The 18557-nt window shown below is 38.6% G+C and carries 18 protein-coding genes; 4 read left to right on the top strand and 14 right to left on the bottom strand.

What is annotated here, in order from left to right:
• The first annotated feature begins 27 nt into the window (after positions 1-27).
• Complete coding sequence (locus QCD85_RS13585) at positions 28-252, top strand: hypothetical protein (protein ID WP_069329692.1); 225 nt, start codon at positions 28-30, stop codon at positions 250-252.
• Between the two features lie 145 nt (positions 253-397).
• Here the strand turns inward: QCD85_RS13585 and QCD85_RS13580 are convergent, their stop codons facing one another.
• The 3 genes from QCD85_RS13580 to QCD85_RS13570 form a co-directional block, all read right to left on the bottom strand.
• Complete coding sequence (locus QCD85_RS13580; protein WP_273614471.1) at positions 398-742, bottom strand: hypothetical protein; 345 nt, start codon at positions 740-742, stop codon at positions 398-400.
• A 198-nt stretch (positions 743-940) separates the two neighbouring features.
• A complete protein-coding gene (locus QCD85_RS13575; RefSeq protein ID WP_273614470.1) occupies positions 941-1114 on the bottom strand; it encodes a hypothetical protein in 174 nt (57 codons plus the stop codon).
• A 232-nt stretch (positions 1115-1346) separates the two neighbouring features.
• Positions 1347-1592, bottom strand: coding sequence for a DUF6953 family protein (locus QCD85_RS13570; RefSeq protein WP_204826981.1), 246 nt, complete (start codon positions 1590-1592; stop codon positions 1347-1349).
• A gap of 138 nt (positions 1593-1730) precedes the next feature.
• Between QCD85_RS13570 and QCD85_RS13565 the strand changes: the two genes are divergently transcribed.
• On the top strand, positions 1731-2174 hold the full coding sequence (locus QCD85_RS13565; protein WP_301262947.1) for a DUF6376 family protein: 444 nt from the start codon (positions 1731-1733) through the stop codon (positions 2172-2174).
• Between the two features lie 235 nt (positions 2175-2409).
• Here the strand turns inward: QCD85_RS13565 and QCD85_RS13560 are convergent, their stop codons facing one another.
• From QCD85_RS13560 to QCD85_RS13535, 6 genes are all read right to left on the bottom strand, one after another.
• Positions 2410-2742, bottom strand: coding sequence for a hypothetical protein (locus QCD85_RS13560; protein WP_273614468.1), 333 nt, complete (start codon positions 2740-2742; stop codon positions 2410-2412).
• A 290-nt stretch (positions 2743-3032) separates the two neighbouring features.
• Positions 3033-3260 (bottom strand): type II toxin-antitoxin system PemK/MazF family toxin, encoded by a 228-nt coding sequence (locus tag QCD85_RS13555; protein ID WP_301262946.1) that lies wholly within the window; start codon positions 3258-3260, stop codon positions 3033-3035.
• Positions 3261-3320: 60 nt separating this feature from the next.
• Positions 3321-3563 carry an AbrB/MazE/SpoVT family DNA-binding domain-containing protein gene (locus QCD85_RS13550; RefSeq protein WP_301262945.1) on the bottom strand — a complete coding sequence of 81 codons (243 nt, stop codon included), beginning with the start codon at positions 3561-3563 and terminating at the stop codon, positions 3321-3323.
• Positions 3564-3703: 140 nt separating this feature from the next.
• Positions 3704-6799, bottom strand: coding sequence for an efflux RND transporter permease subunit (locus QCD85_RS13545; protein ID WP_301262944.1), 3096 nt, complete (start codon positions 6797-6799; stop codon positions 3704-3706).
• A gap of 1 nt (position 6800) precedes the next feature.
• A complete protein-coding gene (locus tag QCD85_RS13540) occupies positions 6801-8276 on the bottom strand; it encodes an efflux RND transporter periplasmic adaptor subunit (RefSeq protein WP_301262943.1) in 1476 nt (491 codons plus the stop codon).
• Between the two features lie 30 nt (positions 8277-8306).
• A complete protein-coding gene (locus QCD85_RS13535) occupies positions 8307-8975 on the bottom strand; it encodes a TetR/AcrR family transcriptional regulator (protein ID WP_273614464.1) in 669 nt (222 codons plus the stop codon).
• Positions 8976-9174: 199 nt separating this feature from the next.
• On the opposite strand from QCD85_RS13535, the gene QCD85_RS13530 reads away from it, so the two are divergent.
• On the top strand, positions 9175-10803 hold the full coding sequence (locus QCD85_RS13530) for a tetratricopeptide repeat protein (protein ID WP_301262942.1): 1629 nt from the start codon (positions 9175-9177) through the stop codon (positions 10801-10803).
• 178 nt (positions 10804-10981) lie between these two features.
• Here QCD85_RS13530 and QCD85_RS13525 read toward each other — a convergent pair whose 3' ends face one another.
• The 5 genes from QCD85_RS13525 to QCD85_RS13505 form a co-directional block, all read right to left on the bottom strand.
• The gene (locus tag QCD85_RS13525) at positions 10982-13387 is read right to left on the bottom strand and encodes a LamG-like jellyroll fold domain-containing protein (protein WP_301262941.1); all 2406 of its coding nucleotides are present in this window, start codon (positions 13385-13387) and stop codon (positions 10982-10984) included.
• Positions 13388-13682: 295 nt separating this feature from the next.
• A complete protein-coding gene (locus QCD85_RS13520) occupies positions 13683-14318 on the bottom strand; it encodes a DUF4411 family protein (protein WP_301262940.1) in 636 nt (211 codons plus the stop codon).
• On the bottom strand, positions 14311-14877 hold the full coding sequence (locus tag QCD85_RS13515) for a hypothetical protein (RefSeq protein WP_301262939.1): 567 nt from the start codon (positions 14875-14877) through the stop codon (positions 14311-14313). The genes QCD85_RS13520 and QCD85_RS13515 overlap by 8 nt, the downstream gene beginning before the upstream one ends.
• A gap of 189 nt (positions 14878-15066) precedes the next feature.
• Positions 15067-16107, bottom strand: a complete 1041-nt coding sequence (locus QCD85_RS13510) for a C40 family peptidase (RefSeq protein ID WP_274171235.1) — start codon at positions 16105-16107, stop codon at positions 15067-15069.
• 105 nt (positions 16108-16212) lie between these two features.
• Complete coding sequence (locus QCD85_RS13505) at positions 16213-17511, bottom strand: alpha-glucosidase/alpha-galactosidase (RefSeq protein WP_301262938.1); 1299 nt, start codon at positions 17509-17511, stop codon at positions 16213-16215.
• Between the two features lie 200 nt (positions 17512-17711).
• Here QCD85_RS13505 and QCD85_RS13500 point away from each other — a divergent pair, with 200 nt between their 5' ends.
• Positions 17712-18551: an AraC family transcriptional regulator gene (locus QCD85_RS13500; RefSeq protein WP_301262937.1), complete on the top strand. Its 840-nt coding sequence runs from the start codon at positions 17712-17714 to the stop codon at positions 18549-18551.
• Positions 18552-18557: the final 6 nt, after the last annotated feature.

Raw genomic sequence — 18557 nt, 5'->3', positions numbered from 1 at the left:
GATACTACAATTCGAGGAGATGAGCAAATGGATAAAATGTGTATGCAAATGATGATGGGTATGTCGATGGAAGATATGATGAGCAAAATGACTAACATGAACATGATGATGACACAATGTAAAAACATGGACATGAACATGAAAGATATGGGCATGGATATGGATATGATGATGAGTAAATTGCAAGAATGCGACGAAATGATGACTTCTATGATGACAATGATGCGTGACATGAAACAAGCTAGCATGTAATTCACAGAATCCATGTGAAAAACAGCTAGCTTGTTGTGTTTGATCAGATAAGTTACATCTTATTACTTATTTCATCTATTATTACTTGTGTCAGATCATGTGCGAAATGATCTGGCACTTTTTTTGTATTCATTTGCATCAATAATTAACACTCTATATTAGAAGTTTCGGATTTAATTTGACGAGATACATCAATGCGTTGCATTTTAAGTTCCCACATTTGTTCCAAAAGGCGCTGCTTATCTGCATCGTCTTTACTGGCACGAATCGAATAATAGATTTCGGTAAGTCTGGAATTGATCTTATCAAATTGTCTCCACAGGTCTTCGGTTGTAGCCCATTCCTGCTTCGTTTCTTCTGAAGCGTTCAACTTACGCATCGATTCCAAAATCTCCTCTTGCCACTGTACATCATCCAATTGGATCGCGTAATTCAATAGATCCAAATAATCATCATTGCGTTCGGATATCATTGCTTGAATACGATTCACAGTTACCATCACCTTCATTCTTTTTATATACCAAGTATTATACTCGGAATATACGGGTTTGCAATAGTGAAAATGATTTTTTTTAATTTTTCTATATTTTATAGGTATTGGAGCTTACTTATTTAAAATGATATAAAAAAAGCATCTACCAGAGGCAGACACTTCTTATAGATACTCTATGCTATTGTTGTAACGTGACTACTCACGCTTATGATTGATCTCATGTTGATTTTGATGCCATTCTTTAACCATCGTATGATAAAAACTGCTTTCTTGACGGCTTAGTCCATCTTTGTTGTTTTTCATCGTCATCGTTTCAATATTGCGTCGTAAAATTTCATTTTGGCGTTCTAACACTGCTGTTGAATTCAATGTATTTCCCTCCAATGGATAGTGATGGTCTATATGCCATCTGTTATCTAATGATAATCTCAATCAAACTAGAGTAAAGTATATCGAATATCTGTACAGAAGCAAAATTGCCTTAGCACGCCACAACAGGTCTGATCCTCGCTCAGCTGGAATGAACTCTTACTCATCTCACCTGTCCATACAATTACGGCACTATCCTGCTTTTAAGAGCTAGATACGTGTTTGCGGATTATTATGTCCATGCCCAGAAAAAACCGTCTCGATCCCATGCAACTCGGCCTGCATGGTGTTTACGGAACGCTTTTTTGATCTCTTTGGATAACGAGACATTTCCACTTTCACTTGTAAATAAATACTCTTCTCCATACTCTGCACGTACATAAGCAATCGCATCTTCTTGTTTGAGTGTACCTTGATTTTTGATCTGCTCTACCATCCATTCAGCGATACGCTGCTCGGTCGTTATTGAATCTGTCATTGGTTTTATCCCCTTTATATGGTTGAACTCATTATAACTTTGATATTTATGAAACCATTGTGTTCCTCTCAGAGTAGTATACGTTAATAACGATACTTTGCAAAAAGATTTTGATATCTGTCAAAGGAGTGACCTATGATGAAAAAAGGATTATTATTGCTTATTTTAAGTATAAGTATGCTGTCTGGATGTTCTGCACTGGATCAAGTAAATCAATCGGTAAATTATGTGAGTGAAGCTACTTCGTATATTGATCAAGCTTCTCAATTTTCCAGTCAATTGCCTGAGTTAACGCAACAAGCGGTTGTCGATAAAGAAGCACGCACCCAACTTGTACAAGAACTACAACAAATGCAGACACAAATCAATCAATTTAGCAATGTAGAAGCACCCGGATTCGCCCAAGATTTGCATCAAAAGTTGATCGGTTATAACGAAACATTAGGTACAGAGATTAATGGACTGATCGATCAGGCTCAAGCCGGACAGATTACACTGGAAAAAGTAAATAATTCGCAAATTTTTCAGACGATCGATCAGATCAATGGACTGATGAATCAGTTCCAACAGTTAGGACAATAATCTAAATATCATTTCTGTTTATCTATTTACAAATACGATGTACATCTGTCTATATTGAACATTCATTAAGATGTAAACTACTTTGCGATCGCAAACATCACTTTTCTATCCAACTACAAGCAGCCACGCCTATACTACTCAGCGCTATTTTACGCAAAAAAACCTTCACTGCATACTAGAGCAGTAAAGGTTTTTTGTGATTTAACTGTACCTTATAAGGCTGGATAGCAATCTCTTATTTGATCAATTGAATATTGCCCATCAATGGCAAAGGTTTGCGTTCGCCTTTGGAAGCATTGATAATACCGATGATCATAAATGCAAAAATAGCTAGACTCACTAATGGAAGTAACAATCCCAAAAATGGAATAATGGAGAATACTAAATTTGCCGCAACAGCTACTAAAAATAGCGTCAATCCTTGATTCGCATGATACATCGCAAATGGTGAATTACGAGCAGCAAGCAATGGAATAAAGAAAATAATATACGCAAGAATAGCCATCACTTTGTTGTCTTGCACGTCTTTAGAATCGTTTGGCGGATACGGCGGTTGGAAGTCAGACATTGGTTAACCCCTTTTCTTATCATGTAAGTGACAATTCTCGATTAGCGGCAGTCTGGAAGTTTAGTAGTGCATATTGTATGTAATCTTTGCCTCATTTGAAAATCATCCAAATTATAACATTACTGTGTTCACTTGAGTAGGTAAAAAATGACTTATCTCTTCTTTTTTATTTTGATTATCTTATTGTAACTATCAAAAACAACTTTGGATAATCTCAATGACTTCTTCTAAAATAGAAGATGGTAGTACATCTACTTTGTAAGGAGAACGTGCTTTATAATCTAATGACTTCATTTGTTCACATATAATCTTGCCTTTAATTTATTATCTTCATTTAAATGAAGATGCAGAGGATGTCTTCGAATAGTGTTAGTTACAGGTACAACCATCATCATACCTGTACGATGAAATTCATTATTACTTACCATTACTGCTGGTCGATCACCTGCTTGTTCATGACCTTTGGTAGGATTAAAGTCTAAATAAATCATATCACCTTGTGAAGCTATATAGCTCATGATTATGCTCGCTTCCTATATATTATTTCGATTTCAATAAACCAATCGTTTTAAAATGAGCTACCACACTTCTTTGCCTTGAGGACTTCCTGTATCCCATTCACTACTTTTTAATTCTTCTGTAGTATATGAAGCAAATCGTTCTTTTAAGGTGATCGGTTGTTTTAAAGCTTTGATCTGAATAATACCATCAACAACATAGAACTCGACTTCATCATTTTCTTTGATATGTGCTTCCTCTAAAATAGACTTAGGCAATCGTACACCTTGACTGTTTCCCCACTTTTTGACTGTACCCCTCATTATTATTTCATCTCCTTTCACAAAGATTATATTCCTGCTTTAAGTATATACTTTGTGTATACATCTTTTTATCTTTTTGCAAATAATGATACAACAAAAGACGCTCCTCAGAGCGCCTTATGATCTAATCTATGCTATTTTTACACTTTAGTTTCTTTTGCTAACTTGCGTTGCTTTCTTTTCTCTTGTGAGCGCACAAGTACCATATAGAGCGAAGGTACGACTAACAGAGTTAATACGGTGGAGAATAACAGTCCGAAAATAATCGCGATCGCAAGCGGTCGGAACAATAGCTCACCGACAGTCGCCATCGGGATCAAAGCTACAATCGCTGCCAGAGATGTTAACAAAATCGGGCGAAATCTTGCCGAAGCAGCTAAAATAATGGCTTCTTTCAATTCTTTGCCTTCTTTACGCGCATCTTCGATAAATTCGATAAGCACAATCCCGTTCCGTACGACAATCCCTGCTAATGAAATTACACCCATCATCGACATAAATCCGATCGGTGTTCGGGTGATAAATAACCCTAGTACTCCACCTGCCGCAGCTAGATACACAGTCGTCATAATGATTACCGGAATCCAAAGCGAATAAAATTGCATCGTAATTAGAATAATAATCAACATAATAACGACGATAAATAATTTACCGAGATCGACGAAAATATCACTTTGTTTGGATGTTTCTCCACCTGTTTCCCATTTGTATCCATCCGGGAACGATACACTTGCCATTTTAGTTTGCACATCGCCCATCACTTCTGTAGCGGTACGACCGGATACATCCGCTTCGATCGTATTCACTCGTTCCAGATTATAATGATTGATTTGCTTGATCGAGAAGGATGGCTTCATCTCTCCGATCTGTGAAAGGGGAACCTGTACACCGGCCTCATTGGTTACATTGGCTTGCCGGAATAATGTCTCTGCATTGAGTTGGTTGGAATCTTTCATATAGATTTTCATATCTATTAATTCTTTACCGGTATCAAAGTCACCTATTTTGACTCCTGTACCCATCATCAATAACGTTTGGGTAAGGTTTTTGTACGTGACTTGATATTGATCCATCGCCGCTTGATTAACTACAAAATCGAGCGAATAACTTTCGATCCCCATCGTATCGGTGACATTGGTAGCTCCATTGGTAGAAGCAACTACACTTTTCACTTGATCGGTAAGTTTGCGAATTTCAGCCAAGTCATTACCTGATATACGAATAGAAACAGGCTTACCTACTGGAATCCCAAGCTCTGTCATACTGACTGAAGTCGTCACCGCAGGGAAATCTTTTTTCAATTCTACTGCCCATTGGGTAGAGGCGGTAGCGACATTTAACTTGTCTTTATCCCCAGTTAATACAACAGCTCCTTGATTCGTTCCATAACTATCTACACTTGTAATATTTGAAAATAAAGGCGCTGCGGTTCCGCCAGCAGAAGAAGATACTTTGGTAACACCGGGTTGTTTTTTCACCCATGCTGCCATTTGCTCTATAGTATCGTTCGTTTCTTCGATCGATGTTCCTGAAGGCATCTTCACACTGATCGTCAGCTCTGCATTGTCTGATTTGGGGAACAATTCTACAGGCGTGAATAACACCAACACATATGCCAATGTGCTAAATAAAAGCCCTAAGATTGCGACAAATACAGGACGTTTTAAAATATTTGGCATCACACGATGCGCATAGACATTGGTTGCTCCTTGAATCTGTTTGCCCAGTAACCCCGAAGGCTTGTCACTACGTGTTGCTTTGCCCTTTTTCAATTGACGGGTCTCGTACCATTCACGAAAAATAGGAATAATCGTTAACGACATGACCATGGATGCTAACATCGCTAAAGAAATAATAACAGGAATAGGACGGATAAACTCTCCTATATCGCCTGTTAACAATAGTAATGGAGCAAATGCTGCAATCGTTGCTAATGTAGCTGTCAGAATCGAGATAGCGACTTCTTTCGTTCCTTTGATTGCGGCTTCACTTGGACTTTCTCCATGACTTAATCGCCGTTCAATATTATCATTGACGACTACCGCATCATCCACCAGTATACCGAGTACAATAATCAATCCGACAACCGTCATCTGATTAAGCGTAATCCCCATCGAAGGCAATAGAATCATAGCGATTGCTATCGAGACTGGAATCGCCAGTGCGACAAATAACGAAGTCAGCATATTTAAGCCCAGCATACAGATCACGACAACTACAGCAATCGCGATCAAAGTCTCTTCGGTTAATGCATGGAAAATGCGATCTGTTTCATCTTTTTGTGCAAATAACGAAGTGATTTTGACATTAGCAGGTAATGTTTTTTGCAGTTCAGTCATTTTGGCATTTACACGTTCATACATCGTAGGTACGTCGGAACCGACTTCACTACTAATCTTAATCGCTATCGAAGGCACGCCATTATAATAAGAAAGATATTCAGCTTTGGCATGACTCATTTGTACATTCGCTACATCTTCTAGATATACAGGAACTTTGGTATCTGAACGATATACTACGATTTTTTTGAGTTTATTCACATCATAACTAAGCGGCACATTCAATTCATAACTTCGTTTGCCATTATCAATCGTTCCTGTAGGCACTCGATCATTAGACGATTGGATCGCTTGTAAAATACTTTCCCAGGCAATGCCATACTGTTGTAATTTATTCATATCGGCATCAATTCGTACTTGTTGCTCAGGAATCCCATCAATCACTACATCGGTAACGCCTTCTACCGAACGCAATTGATCTTCCCATGTATGCATTAAGTCGTTTAATGCCCAGATATCTTGCGTAGATTTGCCATATAGAGCAAACGATTGAACAAATGATTTGGTTAAATTGTCGTTGACGATTGGCTTATCTGCATCGTCAGGTAGATCAGCTTCTACATCTTGAATTTTTTTGCGCAAATCATTCCAGACTGTCTGAGCGTCAGCATCCGGTTGCGTCTCAATAATAATCGAAGAGATACCTGCACTCGATGTAGACGTAACGGTTTTGAGATTAGGTACTTCTTTGATTTTTTGTTCTAAGACTTTGGTAACTGTCTGCTCCACCAGATCAGGATTAGCCCCTGCATAGACTGTTGTCACCATCGCTTGCTTGACCACCACATCAGGCATTAACTGCTTCGGTAATTGAAGTCCACTGGCTACCCCTACAATAATAAGTACAATAAAGAACAACAACGTAATTTTGCGCTTTTTGACGATATAATTAATCATGTTATTGCCCCTTCTGTACTTGCAACGCATCGCCATCCATCAGACGATCTGCACCACTACTGACAATCTGATCACCTACTTGTAGACCAGACTTGATCTCATACTGATTATTGTATAATTCACCGATCTGAACAGTCTTTTTGACTGCTTTTCCTTTTTGATTTACAAAGACATAAGGTTTATTCGATGTGCTTACTACAGCAGAAGCAGGTACAGCGATGCCGGTTCGTCCTGTAGCTTGCTCTGAAGCTTTGACCACTTGACCGGGTTTCCAATCTTGTTGCGGATTATTGATTACCACTTCTGCATTGATAGAACCTGTATTTTTATTGGTTGCTGGATATAATTTTTTGACAATACCGCTACGTACTTGATCGTATAGATTGATACTGACTTTTTGACCCACTTTCCAGTTTTTCAATTCTTGATCTGCAATCGGTAGTAACACTTTAAGCTGGTTCACTTTGCCGATCGTAAATACAGAAGTACCTGCGGAGATCGTCTGTCCACTTGAAATCTCTTTTTCCAAAATCACACCACTAACCGATGATATCAGTGTAGTTCTCGATAGATTAAGAGAAGCTTCTTTTTGCGCTACGATCGCTTGTTGATAGCTCGCTTGGGCTTGTTCTACTCCAGCTTGGGCTTGTCCAATACCTGCTTGCGCTTGCTCTACTTCTGCATTTGCTTGCTCTATACCTGTTTGAGCAGACTGTACACCTGCTTGCGCTTCTTTCACTGCTGAGGCTGCACTTGCACGATCAGACTGGCTTGCTCCTTCTACCAATAATGATAATTGTTGCTTTGCATCATTTAGACTTTCTTGAGCAACTTGCATTGCTGTCTGTGCTTGTTCATATTCTTGCTTGGTTAATAGTCCATTTTGATATAAAGTAGACGCTCGATCTGCTTCCGCTTTATTTTGATTATATGTTGTCTGTGCCTTGTTAACAGCATTAATCGCTTGATTCTTCTGTTGAGAACGCGCTCCATCTGTTACGCCACGCTCTGCTGCGCGAGCACTGTCGACTTTGGCATTTGCCGCTGCTACACTTGCCGCTGCTGATTGCTTAGAAGCTTGCGCTTTGCTTAGTCCACCTTGAGCACTTTTTAGTTGTGCTTGTGCACTGGATACACTTGCTTGTGCTTGATCGACTGCTTGCTCAGCATTGCTTACTTTTAACTGAAGATCAGCAGGATCGAGAGTAGCCAGTACATCTCCTTGCTTCACAGCATCGCCTACACTGCCATTAACTGCTTCTACTGTACCAGCAATTTTGAAAGAAACCGGATATTCATCAGATGCCGCTAATGTTCCAGATAGATCATACGTTGTATCTAAAGGTACTTTTTTAACAGTTGTTAATTCAACGGTTGCTTGCGCTTCACTTTGCGCTTGGCTATCTACTGTAGAACAAGCGCTCAAAATAGTCATCATTAAGACTATGCACAAAGCAGATAAACTGCGTATCTTCATTCTCATCTGCTCCTTATCATCTCAAAATCATTATAAAATAAATCGCTTAATCTGTTCCAAAATCTCTTCTGCTGATAAAGGGTCTCCAAACTTTTCCCACTCAAATACAAGTGCTTCATACATACGGCATAGTAAGAATGCTGTTAATAATTTGTCGGGTACTTTGATCAAATTCGCTTGTTCTGCTTTTTCCAAACGGCTGGCTATAATATGAATCGTTTCACAATTGATTTCTTCCAGCGCATTTTTGGAAGCTTCTGTCGCGTATTCAATCGCTTCTTGTTCTAACTTACCTAACAACTCATGATCTTTACGGAACTGCATACACCCCTGTATTGTATGATGAAGCTTTTCATGAATCGTTCCTTCGATAGCCATATTGTCGTCTATCGTCTGAGCCAGATCATCATTCACATTTTGAATAATCGCTTTTAAAATATCTTCTTTGGTCTCAAAAAAGAGATAGATAGCGCCTTTGCTAATACCTGCTGTTTTGGCAATATGCTCTACGGTTGTTCCTTTATATCCAAACAAAGAAAAAACCTGTTTGGCTGCTTTTAAAATTTTTAAACGTCTCTCATCTACATATATTTCTTCCATCATGATATCCTCCAGTGATCCAAAAATGAATAGCGGCACCATTTGTTGCAAACAAGAATCTTCTTCCAAATGGTGGTTCTGGTTTAGTATATCATTCATTGGCTTTACCTCCATGACCAAAAAACCAATTTAGTTTTCTGGTCAAATCATATTATGAATTGATAGCAATGTCAAATAGAAAGATCTGTTTTTTCGACAATTTTTGTTGTTCGAGATTCTTTTTTCGTATATGATATGGAAAACTTTATTATATAATTATTGTATTTCCTAAATTTGAAAATACTAAGGGATGTTGCAGATGAATCATAACCTTCTGGTCTGGAGTACACCTGATCTATGGAATCCGATATGGATCGTTATTGGGATAGGTATTGTTTTTGCGGTGATCACTCTTGTGATCTATGCTATGCGAGGGATACGGAAGCTTGTTCGTTTTGTACGAATACAATTGCAAGCGGTTCACAATCTTCATCTGTATCAGGATGTCGGGCAACAGTTAGATCGTATTCGTAAATTAGAGCATAGCGATGATCAACTATCACGTCTGAATACGCTTATTGCTCAGATAAAAGATCGTCATCTGCTGGCAAGAATACATATTGTACGTGCAGAAGTATATGAACAGATCCACCAGCCTGCAATGGCGATCAAAGATTATCAACAAGCGATTCGGAATCATCCTGAAAATGATATTGCTTATTTCGCACGCGCTTTACTGTATGAAAAAGATCAAAAATGGGATCTAGCTTTGCGTAGTTACCATCAGGCGATTGATCGTTATCCTGCACATCTTGATGCGTATTACCATTGTTGTCAGATTTATTTTGTACAGAAAGATATCTATCGTTCACTGGAATATGCTAATACGATAGTGGAACTTCAGCCTGATGCACATGCTTATTACAATCGTGGTGTCGCTTATGCAAGGGTTGATGACTATACTCAAGCCGTTGCTGATTACGAGAAAACGATTGAACTAGATGCTAATTATGCTAATGCTTATGTGAATCTAGGCATTTATTATGGAAAAATAGACAATAAAGATCTAGCACTACAGTATTATCAATTAGCAGTGGAATGTGGCGATTATAATATTGATATGCATTACAACCGGGCACTCTTATATATCGATCTACAAGAATATGCATTAGCGCTTGAAGATTTGAATATCTATATCGCTTTGGAGCAACATTATGGTGATGCGTATTATAATCGGGGTTGGATTTACAATGAAGTGTATGAACGTTCTGATCTAGCATTGGAAGATTATACACGCTCGATCGAATTACAACCGAACCAAGCACGAGCTTATAACAATAGAGGATTGATTTATCTGGGCCGACAACAATATGATCTGGCGATTCAAGATTACAATATAGCGATTTCGTTCTATCCTGATACATCCAAATACTATGTCAGTCGTGGATGGGCTTATCAATGCCAGCAAGAAGATGAACTTGCGCTACATGACTATGCCAGAGCATTAGAACTGGATGAACGCAATTCACAAGCCTATATTAATCGGATTGCGCTGTACAAAGCTAAAGGGTATCGTTCATGGGTGATTCACGATTATCATCGCTTAATGGAAATAGAACCGGAAGCCGTCTGGATTTATTTTGATTGTAGTTGGTATTGCCTAGAAAACAATGATTATGAATTAACTATCCAGTATCTCGATCAAGCTGTTGCTATTGATCCTACCCATGCTTTATCGTACAACAATCGCGGGTATGCTTATCAACGGCTCAAAGATTATGATGCAGCTCTAGCTGATTACAGTAAAGCTATAGAATGTGATCCCGATACAAACGCATTATACTATCGCAATCGTAGTTATATTTACGATTTTCAAGGAGAAACAGACAAAGCCAAACAAGATTGGCATAAAGCTGATCAGATTGAACAACATCTACATCTTGTCTAATCATGTCATGGTTATACTCGATGATACTATTTTGTTATAGCGTGTACTCAAACAAACAGCGCCGAGCCTACAAAGCACTCGACGCTGTTTGTTTTGGGATAAAGATTGTATATCGATTTAACTTACTGCTGATTGTACTCCATCTCTTTGTATCCTTAGATGTTGTAAGTTGTACTTTTTATTTGGCTAATACTTGAATTTCTGCTTCGCTTAATGCTTTATTATAAACTCGCACTTCATCCATCATCCCTTTAAAGTACGCATCTGCTGCAAATCGGCTTTTGCCTAAATAAGCTTCGCGTGTCATCAAATCACTTGGATTAAATGTCATGTTGTCATTGGTCGCAGATAACTTTCCATTTACATATAACTTTCCTGTATTTCCTTCAATCGTAACAGCTACATGCACCCATTGATGAAGCGGAAGCGGTGTTGAAGTGATTAGATTCTGGTCGGTATTTTGCTGATGAATAGTGAACTGCATCCCTGTGCCTTGAGAAGGTGTCAAAAACATAAAGCTATTCATGCCATCGCCAAAATCCAAAATACGTTGCCATGCAGCTCCGCCTTGCCAGTTCACCCAACCTGCAAACGTAAAGTCTTGTCCATCCGTCACTGTACCCGGCAATTGTACATATCCGTCCGCTCCATTCAGTGCTACGGCTCCACCTTGTACACCTGCGGTGCTCCAACTGGCTCCATGATGAAGTGTTCCGTCATAATGATTATAAGTGTTGTCTTGTACAGTTGTACCTGATGTCTGGTTAAAATCATACTGACCTAACAAAGGCCCACGCCCTTGTTCTAGCACAGTCACTTTAAAATTTTTGTTCTTTTTTGCATCGCCTTTGGTGATTGTTGCAATCATCGTCACTTTGGCATTGCCTTTGCCTGCTTCAGGACGTTTGATCACACCTTTGTCTGAAATGATATCTGGCTTGGACGATTTCCATGTGATCTGCGTGTTATGCGTACCTTTATCAGGTAGATCAAGATTATAGAACACAGCGCTAATATCCCCGAGATCCAGATCTTTGTCCACAGCGGATACGAATTGCTTGTCTTTTCTGGGTGCCATCTGGCTACCCCACACACCTATACCACTTTCCGATAATGCTGTGAGTGTCAGCGTTGTATCACCTGATTGCGGGTTTGTCTCGTGGAGGAAGACACCATTATACTCTACACCATCTATATTGATTTGTACGTTATGATCATCTTGTAATGTCCATGTACCTTGTACTGCCCCTGTAATCTTACCGTTATCTTGTAACTCAACAGATACCGATGAATGTACATTGGCGCTGATTTCTTTATCCTGTGTAATCCATTGATATTCACCTGCAATATCGCTAGCTTTGACTGGTGAAGCAACATTTTGTTCGCCTGCATAACGGTAAGGAGCGACAACAGGCCACCCTTTATCATTCATAAACATCTCGTGCACACGCACTTCATGCTCTTCCCCACGATCTACAAATCGAGAATGAAAAATAAGAAAATACTTGCCTGTTTGCTCATCATAATAAGCAGAGTTATGCCCTGGAGAGACTGCATTAGCTCCAACCCCTTGACCTGGATCACCAATTTCACGTTCAAACTGATAATTCCCCATAATCTTCACACCATAAGGTGCTATCGAAGCATCATCAAATAATGGCTTGGAAGAATCAGCTTGTACATTGGTCATATCATTACCTTGCGCATCGTAAAAAGGCCCATCTGGATTGTGAGAACGAGCAATCCGCACATTGTAGCCACCGAATGAATCCAGTCCACCAAACGATAAAAATAAATAGTAATAATCTGTCTCAGGGCTATATAACATATATGGTCCTTCGATACGACTGTGATTGCCACCGATTAACTTTTTGCCATATCCTTGATCTGGAAGTGGCTTACCGCTTACCGGATCTAATTGCAGAATAAAGATACCGCCAGAGTATGAACCATAGACCATCCATAACTTGCCTTCTTTATCGAAAAAGGTATCGGGATCGACAGCATTCGGATCTTTAGTTGCATCATAGATCGTACCGCCTGCTCCAGCTTCGCCCCACATCCCTGATTTGAGGAAAATACCTTGATCTTTGTAAGGGCCTTCGATATTATCCGAGACTGCTACACCGAGTGCAGAACGAGGAGAATCGCCTTTGCATGCGTTGTAATACATATAGAATTTACCGTCTGCTAACTGGATCACATCCGCAGCCCATAGCGTATCTGACTGCGCCCAATCAAACGTTTCTTTTAGTTCTTCTTTTACATTAGGAATCAACGGATTGCCGTTGGCTACACCGGAAGAAATCATTTGCCAGTTCATAAGATCACTAGACTTGGCAGATGCTAAATGGGAACCAAAAATATAAAATTCATCGCCTACACGAATCACAGACGGATCATGCACAGAAGCTTCCTGATACGTAGGCGCTATTTGTTTATTTGCGCTGTCACTTGTTGTACGTACCGACTCAGATGCTGATAGATGACTACCACTATCACTTGCCCATGTCGGCCCTACAGGTAAAAGCAGTGCAGCAGTTAATGCCAGTAGACTTGTTTTGGTCCACATATTTTTTGTCATTACTTGATCTCCTTTGTATAAAAAGATGTTTAATAGTTAATATATTTATTATCTTTTCTGATGCGATCTATAATCATTTTTTGCATCTTTCCGATAATTAAAACGCTTACAAAGATAATATATAGTGTATTTTTGATTATTTCAAGCTAAATATTTATTTATATGTAATTAATTAATATTTATATGAATTATATTATTTTAAAAATAGGTCAATAAAAAAACCTACAAAGCTAATAGTAACTTTGCAGGTTTTTTGACACTAGTTTATAGAACTGTTTGAAATTTCATTCATGCTTCATAATAATAAAGCTGATTCAATATTACGTTTCATTTCTTGGAACTTTGTATCTTGTAATACTTTATCCATGCCTTCTTGCGGAATAGTAATATATTGTTTTTCAACAAAATCGTATAAGCACTTAGCGCCCGCCGGGCATAGAAAAAGATAGATAACGAAGTCTTTGATATTGCGAGTTACTAATATTCCATCATTCATGTAAGCAGAAGCCAAAATACGAGCATCAGAAGCTTGTAAATAAGTAACTTTATAAGGCTCGCTCCCATTCATTTCAGCAGGTTGAATAACATCACGATAATTACCAACTACATAACTACTTAAAACCCTTAATTGTAATTCTATATCTGGTGGTAATACATAATCATCAATATCAAAGTGATTTAATAACAAGTCGATTTTTTGATTGACTACATCTGAAAAGTTATTTTTTTGCACAAGTAATTCATTTTTGACTTCTAAAGGAATAAGAACATCGGCTTCTTGATTGGTTGATTCCTCTATTATTTTATTCCAAAAATCAATAGCTGCTTTTCGATTTTTTTTAACATTAATATCATTACTTTTATGAGTATAATATCTGAAAAGATTTGTATCTAATATATAAGTTGTTGAAAGTAAAGGCTGATTACTCATTATTTTTAGGCTCGATCTGTATGCCATTTTGAGCTTCTGTCCATAGTTCTACAGCAACTTGGGAAGCTTGAGATACCTTTTTAAACTTCTCAGCTCTTTGTTGTACAAAATCAATAAAATCATTTTCTTCTTTAAATTGATCTGTTAGGATTCTCCAAGATGAGTTCTCCCCTGCTACTTGCTCTGCTTGGTACTTTCCATTTATACAATTTCGGCGTACTTGCTGTGGAGTAATGCCTTTATATAATGAAACTTCGCGTACATTAAAATATTTAGGATAATTCAAAGGTACTTCTTCTTGATAGTCTTCATCACTGTCTTTTATAATCTGCTCAATGTTTTCTTGAATTGCTTTCTGTGCTATTTTTTTATTAAATTCTTGCATTGTTTGACTAGAAAGTTTTCGTGCTTTCAATCGCTCTTGATTGCGTTTTATCTGTTGTTGCAAAATATAATCTTTTAGTAATTCATGTGCCAATTCTGTATCTACTTGAATTTCGCTTGCTATCCTTTTTTCCAAAAGTGTTCGATCATGTTGACGCTCTTTTAAAGTACTCATAGCATCAGCTCCTTTGGTTTAATAAGTTCAATATACTATAAAATATAAAGAACATAAAGAACATTTGGAACCTTTAGAACATTTTTTTATTTTCAATTATCCAGCTATAAACAAATCCTACATACAAAAGAACTCTATACCTCATACAAGGCATAGAGTTCTAACTAATCTTTTATTTGAAGCAATATGTTAATCAAGGTATCTACGAGCACCTGCAAATTCTTTAGCATATGCACTGGTATGGATAGAGATAATTTCTACTGTTTTCCCTGCTTTGGGTGAGTGCATCATTTGTCCATTGCCGATATACATAGAGACATGATGAACACTGCCTTTACCATTATTTGTAGCGAAAAACATAAGGTCACCTGGTTGTAACTGGTTCCAGCTTACTGCTGTACCTTCTTTGATCTGTGCAGATGCATCACGCGGTAAAGCAATACCATAATAACCATACACGGTGGAGGTAAAGCCAGAGCAATCGAATCCATACGCAGATATGCCTGCCCACAGATAAGGCAATCCTAGAAATTGTTTGCCTGTCGCTACCAGATCAGCACCGGTAGGCTTCGGTATATCCTGTAATGAATCGTATACTACTACATCTGATTTTTTCATCCATGCTTTATTCTCATTAGGTGTCCAGACTTGAATCCAATTGCCAGCTTGCGCAATCACTGGAAAACGTGTGTTAAAGCTAACTTCTACACTTTTGGTAGTTTGATCTGCTTTGTAGACATAAGCTGTTTTTGCACTCACAATCGCTATCGGACATTTGCTGTAATCCATAGTACTTAATGTGCTTACCTGTGCTTTAGGCAACCAGCCGGGATAGCCGTATTTGCTTTTCGGTGTGGATTGTCCGACTACAGCAACTTGCGCCCATTCGCCTTTCACTTGCAACATACGTACTTCTTGACCATATAAAGCTTGAGTTTCTGTTTTGCCTGTTAACCATCTGCGTTGCGTGACAGAAGACATCGCGGATGTCCACTTTTTCATATCGACCGGATTAGATAATGAAGGTGCGTCTATCGCACGCTCCAGACCTGGTTGTTTCCACAGCGTAGCTACAGAGACGTTAATATAATGTTTGCGGACTTTGGTAGTAGCCGAGCATAGGTCTGTAGATGATGTAGATGTTGCACTGGCTCCGTACACTGTCGGAATCAGACCTATATATAGTAGTAACACGCTGAGCAACGACAACGACCAAGATTTTTTACTCATCATTTGTAATATCTCCTGTGTTCTTAAAAGTGATGTTAGCATCCATCATACCATGCCTGTTCACACTAGGAGTACCACTTTACCTATATTTCTGTTTACCTTTTTTTAGCTATACTGAGGTAACCAATCTCCATGCGCTTCAATCAATTCATCACACAGCGCTACAATATCGTCTATCGACAACTCGGCAGATGTATGGGGATCAAGCATAGCTGCATGATAAATATGTTCCCTTTTACCTGTAATCGCTGCTTCAATTGTCAACAACTGCGTGTTAATACTCGTACGATTTAGTGCAGCTAATTGTGGTGGAAGATGACCTGCATACGTAGGCGTAACTCCTGAAGCATCCACCAGACAAGGCACTTCAACACATGCTTCAGTCGGCAAATTCGGAATCAAACCGGTATTCATTACATTGGCTCCAATTTTATAAGGTGTATTGGTCTCGATCGCTTCTAAAATATAAGAAGCATATTCCAGACTACGTGTATGCTGAATATGTTCACTTGCAAATAGCTGTTCTTTCATGTCATTCCACCCTTTGATCTGCTCTACACAACGACGCGGATATTCATCTAATGGAATATTGAACTTTTCGATCAGTTCAGGATACTGACGTTTGATAAAATACGGATGATATTCTGCATTGTGTTCAGAAGACTCGGTCACATAATACCCAAATCTCAACATCAACTCAAAACGCACCATATCATCATGTTTGGTTTTTTGCTTTTCAGCGGCAAGTCGTTTGATCTCAGGATACAAGTCTACTCCATCTCGCGTGACTTCTAATAGCCATGCCATATGATTAATACCTGCAATTTTCGCTTGAATACCTGTTTGATCTATACCCAGCGCATCAAATAAGTTCGGAATACATTGCTGTACACTATGGCATAATCCCACAGTCTGAATGCCCCCATAAGTGTTCATCACATTTGTTAATACCGCCATTGGATTCGTATAATTCAAAAATAGAGCATCTGGACAGACTTCACGCATATCTTGTGCAAATTCAAGCATCACCGGGATTGTACGCAGATTACGGAAAATCCCTCCAATACCTAATGTATCTGCTATCGTTTGGCGCAAACCGTACTTTGTAGGGATGTCAAAATCCGTTATTGTACATGGATCGTATCCACCCACTTGAATCGCATTAATCACATATTTTGCTCCACGTAATGCTTCTTTGCGATCGGTATACGTTACTATATTGCATGTACTTCCTACTGTGTTTTTGATACTGGTTAATAGATTTTCGGACTCTTGTAGTCGGTTCACATCAATATCGTATAAAGCCAGTTCGAATCCTTGTAGTGCAGGTGTAAGCATTACATCACCTAATACGTTTTTGACAAATACTGTACTTCCTGCACCGATAAACGTAATTTTAGACATCGTGATAACTCCTCCATAGGTATCCCTTATTAGACTGCTTTAATACAGTTAACTATAGAGGTAAGCGCTTTATAAAAACATAGAGTAAACGATCATAAACATGGCATAATCCCATTTTATATTTGTATCTCTAAAGGATGTATGTACGATATACTAATGATATATAGATAGAGATTGTGTTGTGGAAAGGAATCGATATTATGTTGCTTCACCATTTACCGTATACGCATTACACGCATTCCGTATCTTATCCGCCGATGGATTTGAATTTATTATTTTTCGGAACAGAACAATGTACAGCAAGCCATGCGTGGGGACCAGGAGTTAGGGATTCATATATTCTTCATTATATCCATAGCGGATCAGGTGTTTTGCGTATTCAGGACAAAGCATATTCTCTTACAGCAGGACAGGGATTTTTGATTTTTCCCGATACTATTATGAATTATGAAGCCGATGCTGATGATCCGTGGGTCTATACGTGGATAGGATTCAAAGGAATCAACGCCAAATCATTAATGCAGCGCGCACATCTTACACTTAATCATCCTGTATATGATAGTCAGGGTAGAGTATGGTTCCAGCATTTCTATGATCAACTGTTAGCGGCTTACAATGAACCAGGCGAAGATGTCTATGCGCAAGGTATGTTGTATCAGTTAATCTATGAATTGATCGCTTGTGCTCCAGTATCGACCACTCCTGTACGGGTCACGCCTTCGAGAGAACGTTATCTGCAACAAGCGATAGAATATATCGAAAACAGTTATAGTCAAAAGATCAGTGTACTGGATATCGCTGCGGCTGTCGGTCTGGATCGTACGTATTTATCAGGGCTGTTCAAAGCAGAACTTGGCATATCTCTGCAACAGTTTATGATCGAATATCGTATGAAACGAGCATTAGAATTACTTCATCATAGTCAGTTATCGATCAGCGATATTTCTCGTTCGGTCGGGTATACTGATCCTTTTCTTTTTTCTAAAATGTTCAAAAAAGTGATCGGTCAATCGCCCAAGCAGACTCGTGAACGATTGTAGTTGGTC

Origin of the sequence: Paenibacillus sp. PsM32 (genome assembly GCF_030433815.1) — a bacterium.
In the GTDB taxonomy this organism is placed as follows: Bacteria; Bacillota; Bacilli; order Paenibacillales; family Paenibacillaceae; genus Saccharibacillus; species Saccharibacillus kyungheensis.
Note: the sequence above shows the minus strand (reverse complement) of the source record. Positions and strands in the feature narration are given on the sequence as shown.

Bases quoted from the DNA above. Each gene is read 5' to 3' on its own strand.
- QCD85_RS13585 (WP_069329692.1), top strand. From the start codon at position 28: ATGGATAAAATGTGTATGCAAATGATGATGGGTATGTCGATGGAAGAT.
- QCD85_RS13570 (WP_204826981.1), bottom strand. From the start codon at position 1,592: ATGACAGATTCAATAACGACCGAGCAGCGTATCGCTGAATGGATGGTA.
- QCD85_RS13565 (WP_301262947.1), top strand. From the start codon at position 1,731: ATGAAAAAAGGATTATTATTGCTTATTTTAAGTATAAGTATGCTGTCT.
- QCD85_RS13560 (WP_273614468.1), bottom strand. From the start codon at position 2,742: ATGTCTGACTTCCAACCGCCGTATCCGCCAAACGATTCTAAAGACGTG.
- QCD85_RS13555 (WP_301262946.1), bottom strand. From the start codon at position 3,260: ATGAGCTATATAGCTTCACAAGGTGATATGATTTATTTAGACTTTAAT.
- QCD85_RS13550 (WP_301262945.1), bottom strand. From the start codon at position 3,563: ATGAGGGGTACAGTCAAAAAGTGGGGAAACAGTCAAGGTGTACGATTG.
- QCD85_RS13545 (WP_301262944.1), bottom strand. From the start codon at position 6,799: ATGATTAATTATATCGTCAAAAAGCGCAAAATTACGTTGTTGTTCTTT.
- QCD85_RS13540 (WP_301262943.1), bottom strand. From the start codon at position 8,276: ATGAAGATACGCAGTTTATCTGCTTTGTGCATAGTCTTAATGATGACT.
- QCD85_RS13535 (WP_273614464.1), bottom strand. From the start codon at position 8,975: ATGAATGATATACTAAACCAGAACCACCATTTGGAAGAAGATTCTTGT.
- QCD85_RS13530 (WP_301262942.1), top strand. From the start codon at position 9,175: ATGAATCATAACCTTCTGGTCTGGAGTACACCTGATCTATGGAATCCG.
- QCD85_RS13525 (WP_301262941.1), bottom strand. From the start codon at position 13,387: ATGACAAAAAATATGTGGACCAAAACAAGTCTACTGGCATTAACTGCT.
- QCD85_RS13520 (WP_301262940.1), bottom strand. From the start codon at position 14,318: ATGAGTAATCAGCCTTTACTTTCAACAACTTATATATTAGATACAAAT.
- QCD85_RS13515 (WP_301262939.1), bottom strand. From the start codon at position 14,877: ATGAGTACTTTAAAAGAGCGTCAACATGATCGAACACTTTTGGAAAAA.
- QCD85_RS13510 (WP_274171235.1), bottom strand. From the start codon at position 16,107: ATGAGTAAAAAATCTTGGTCGTTGTCGTTGCTCAGCGTGTTACTACTA.
- QCD85_RS13505 (WP_301262938.1), bottom strand. From the start codon at position 17,511: ATGTCTAAAATTACGTTTATCGGTGCAGGAAGTACAGTATTTGTCAAA.
- QCD85_RS13500 (WP_301262937.1), top strand. From the start codon at position 17,712: ATGTTGCTTCACCATTTACCGTATACGCATTACACGCATTCCGTATCT.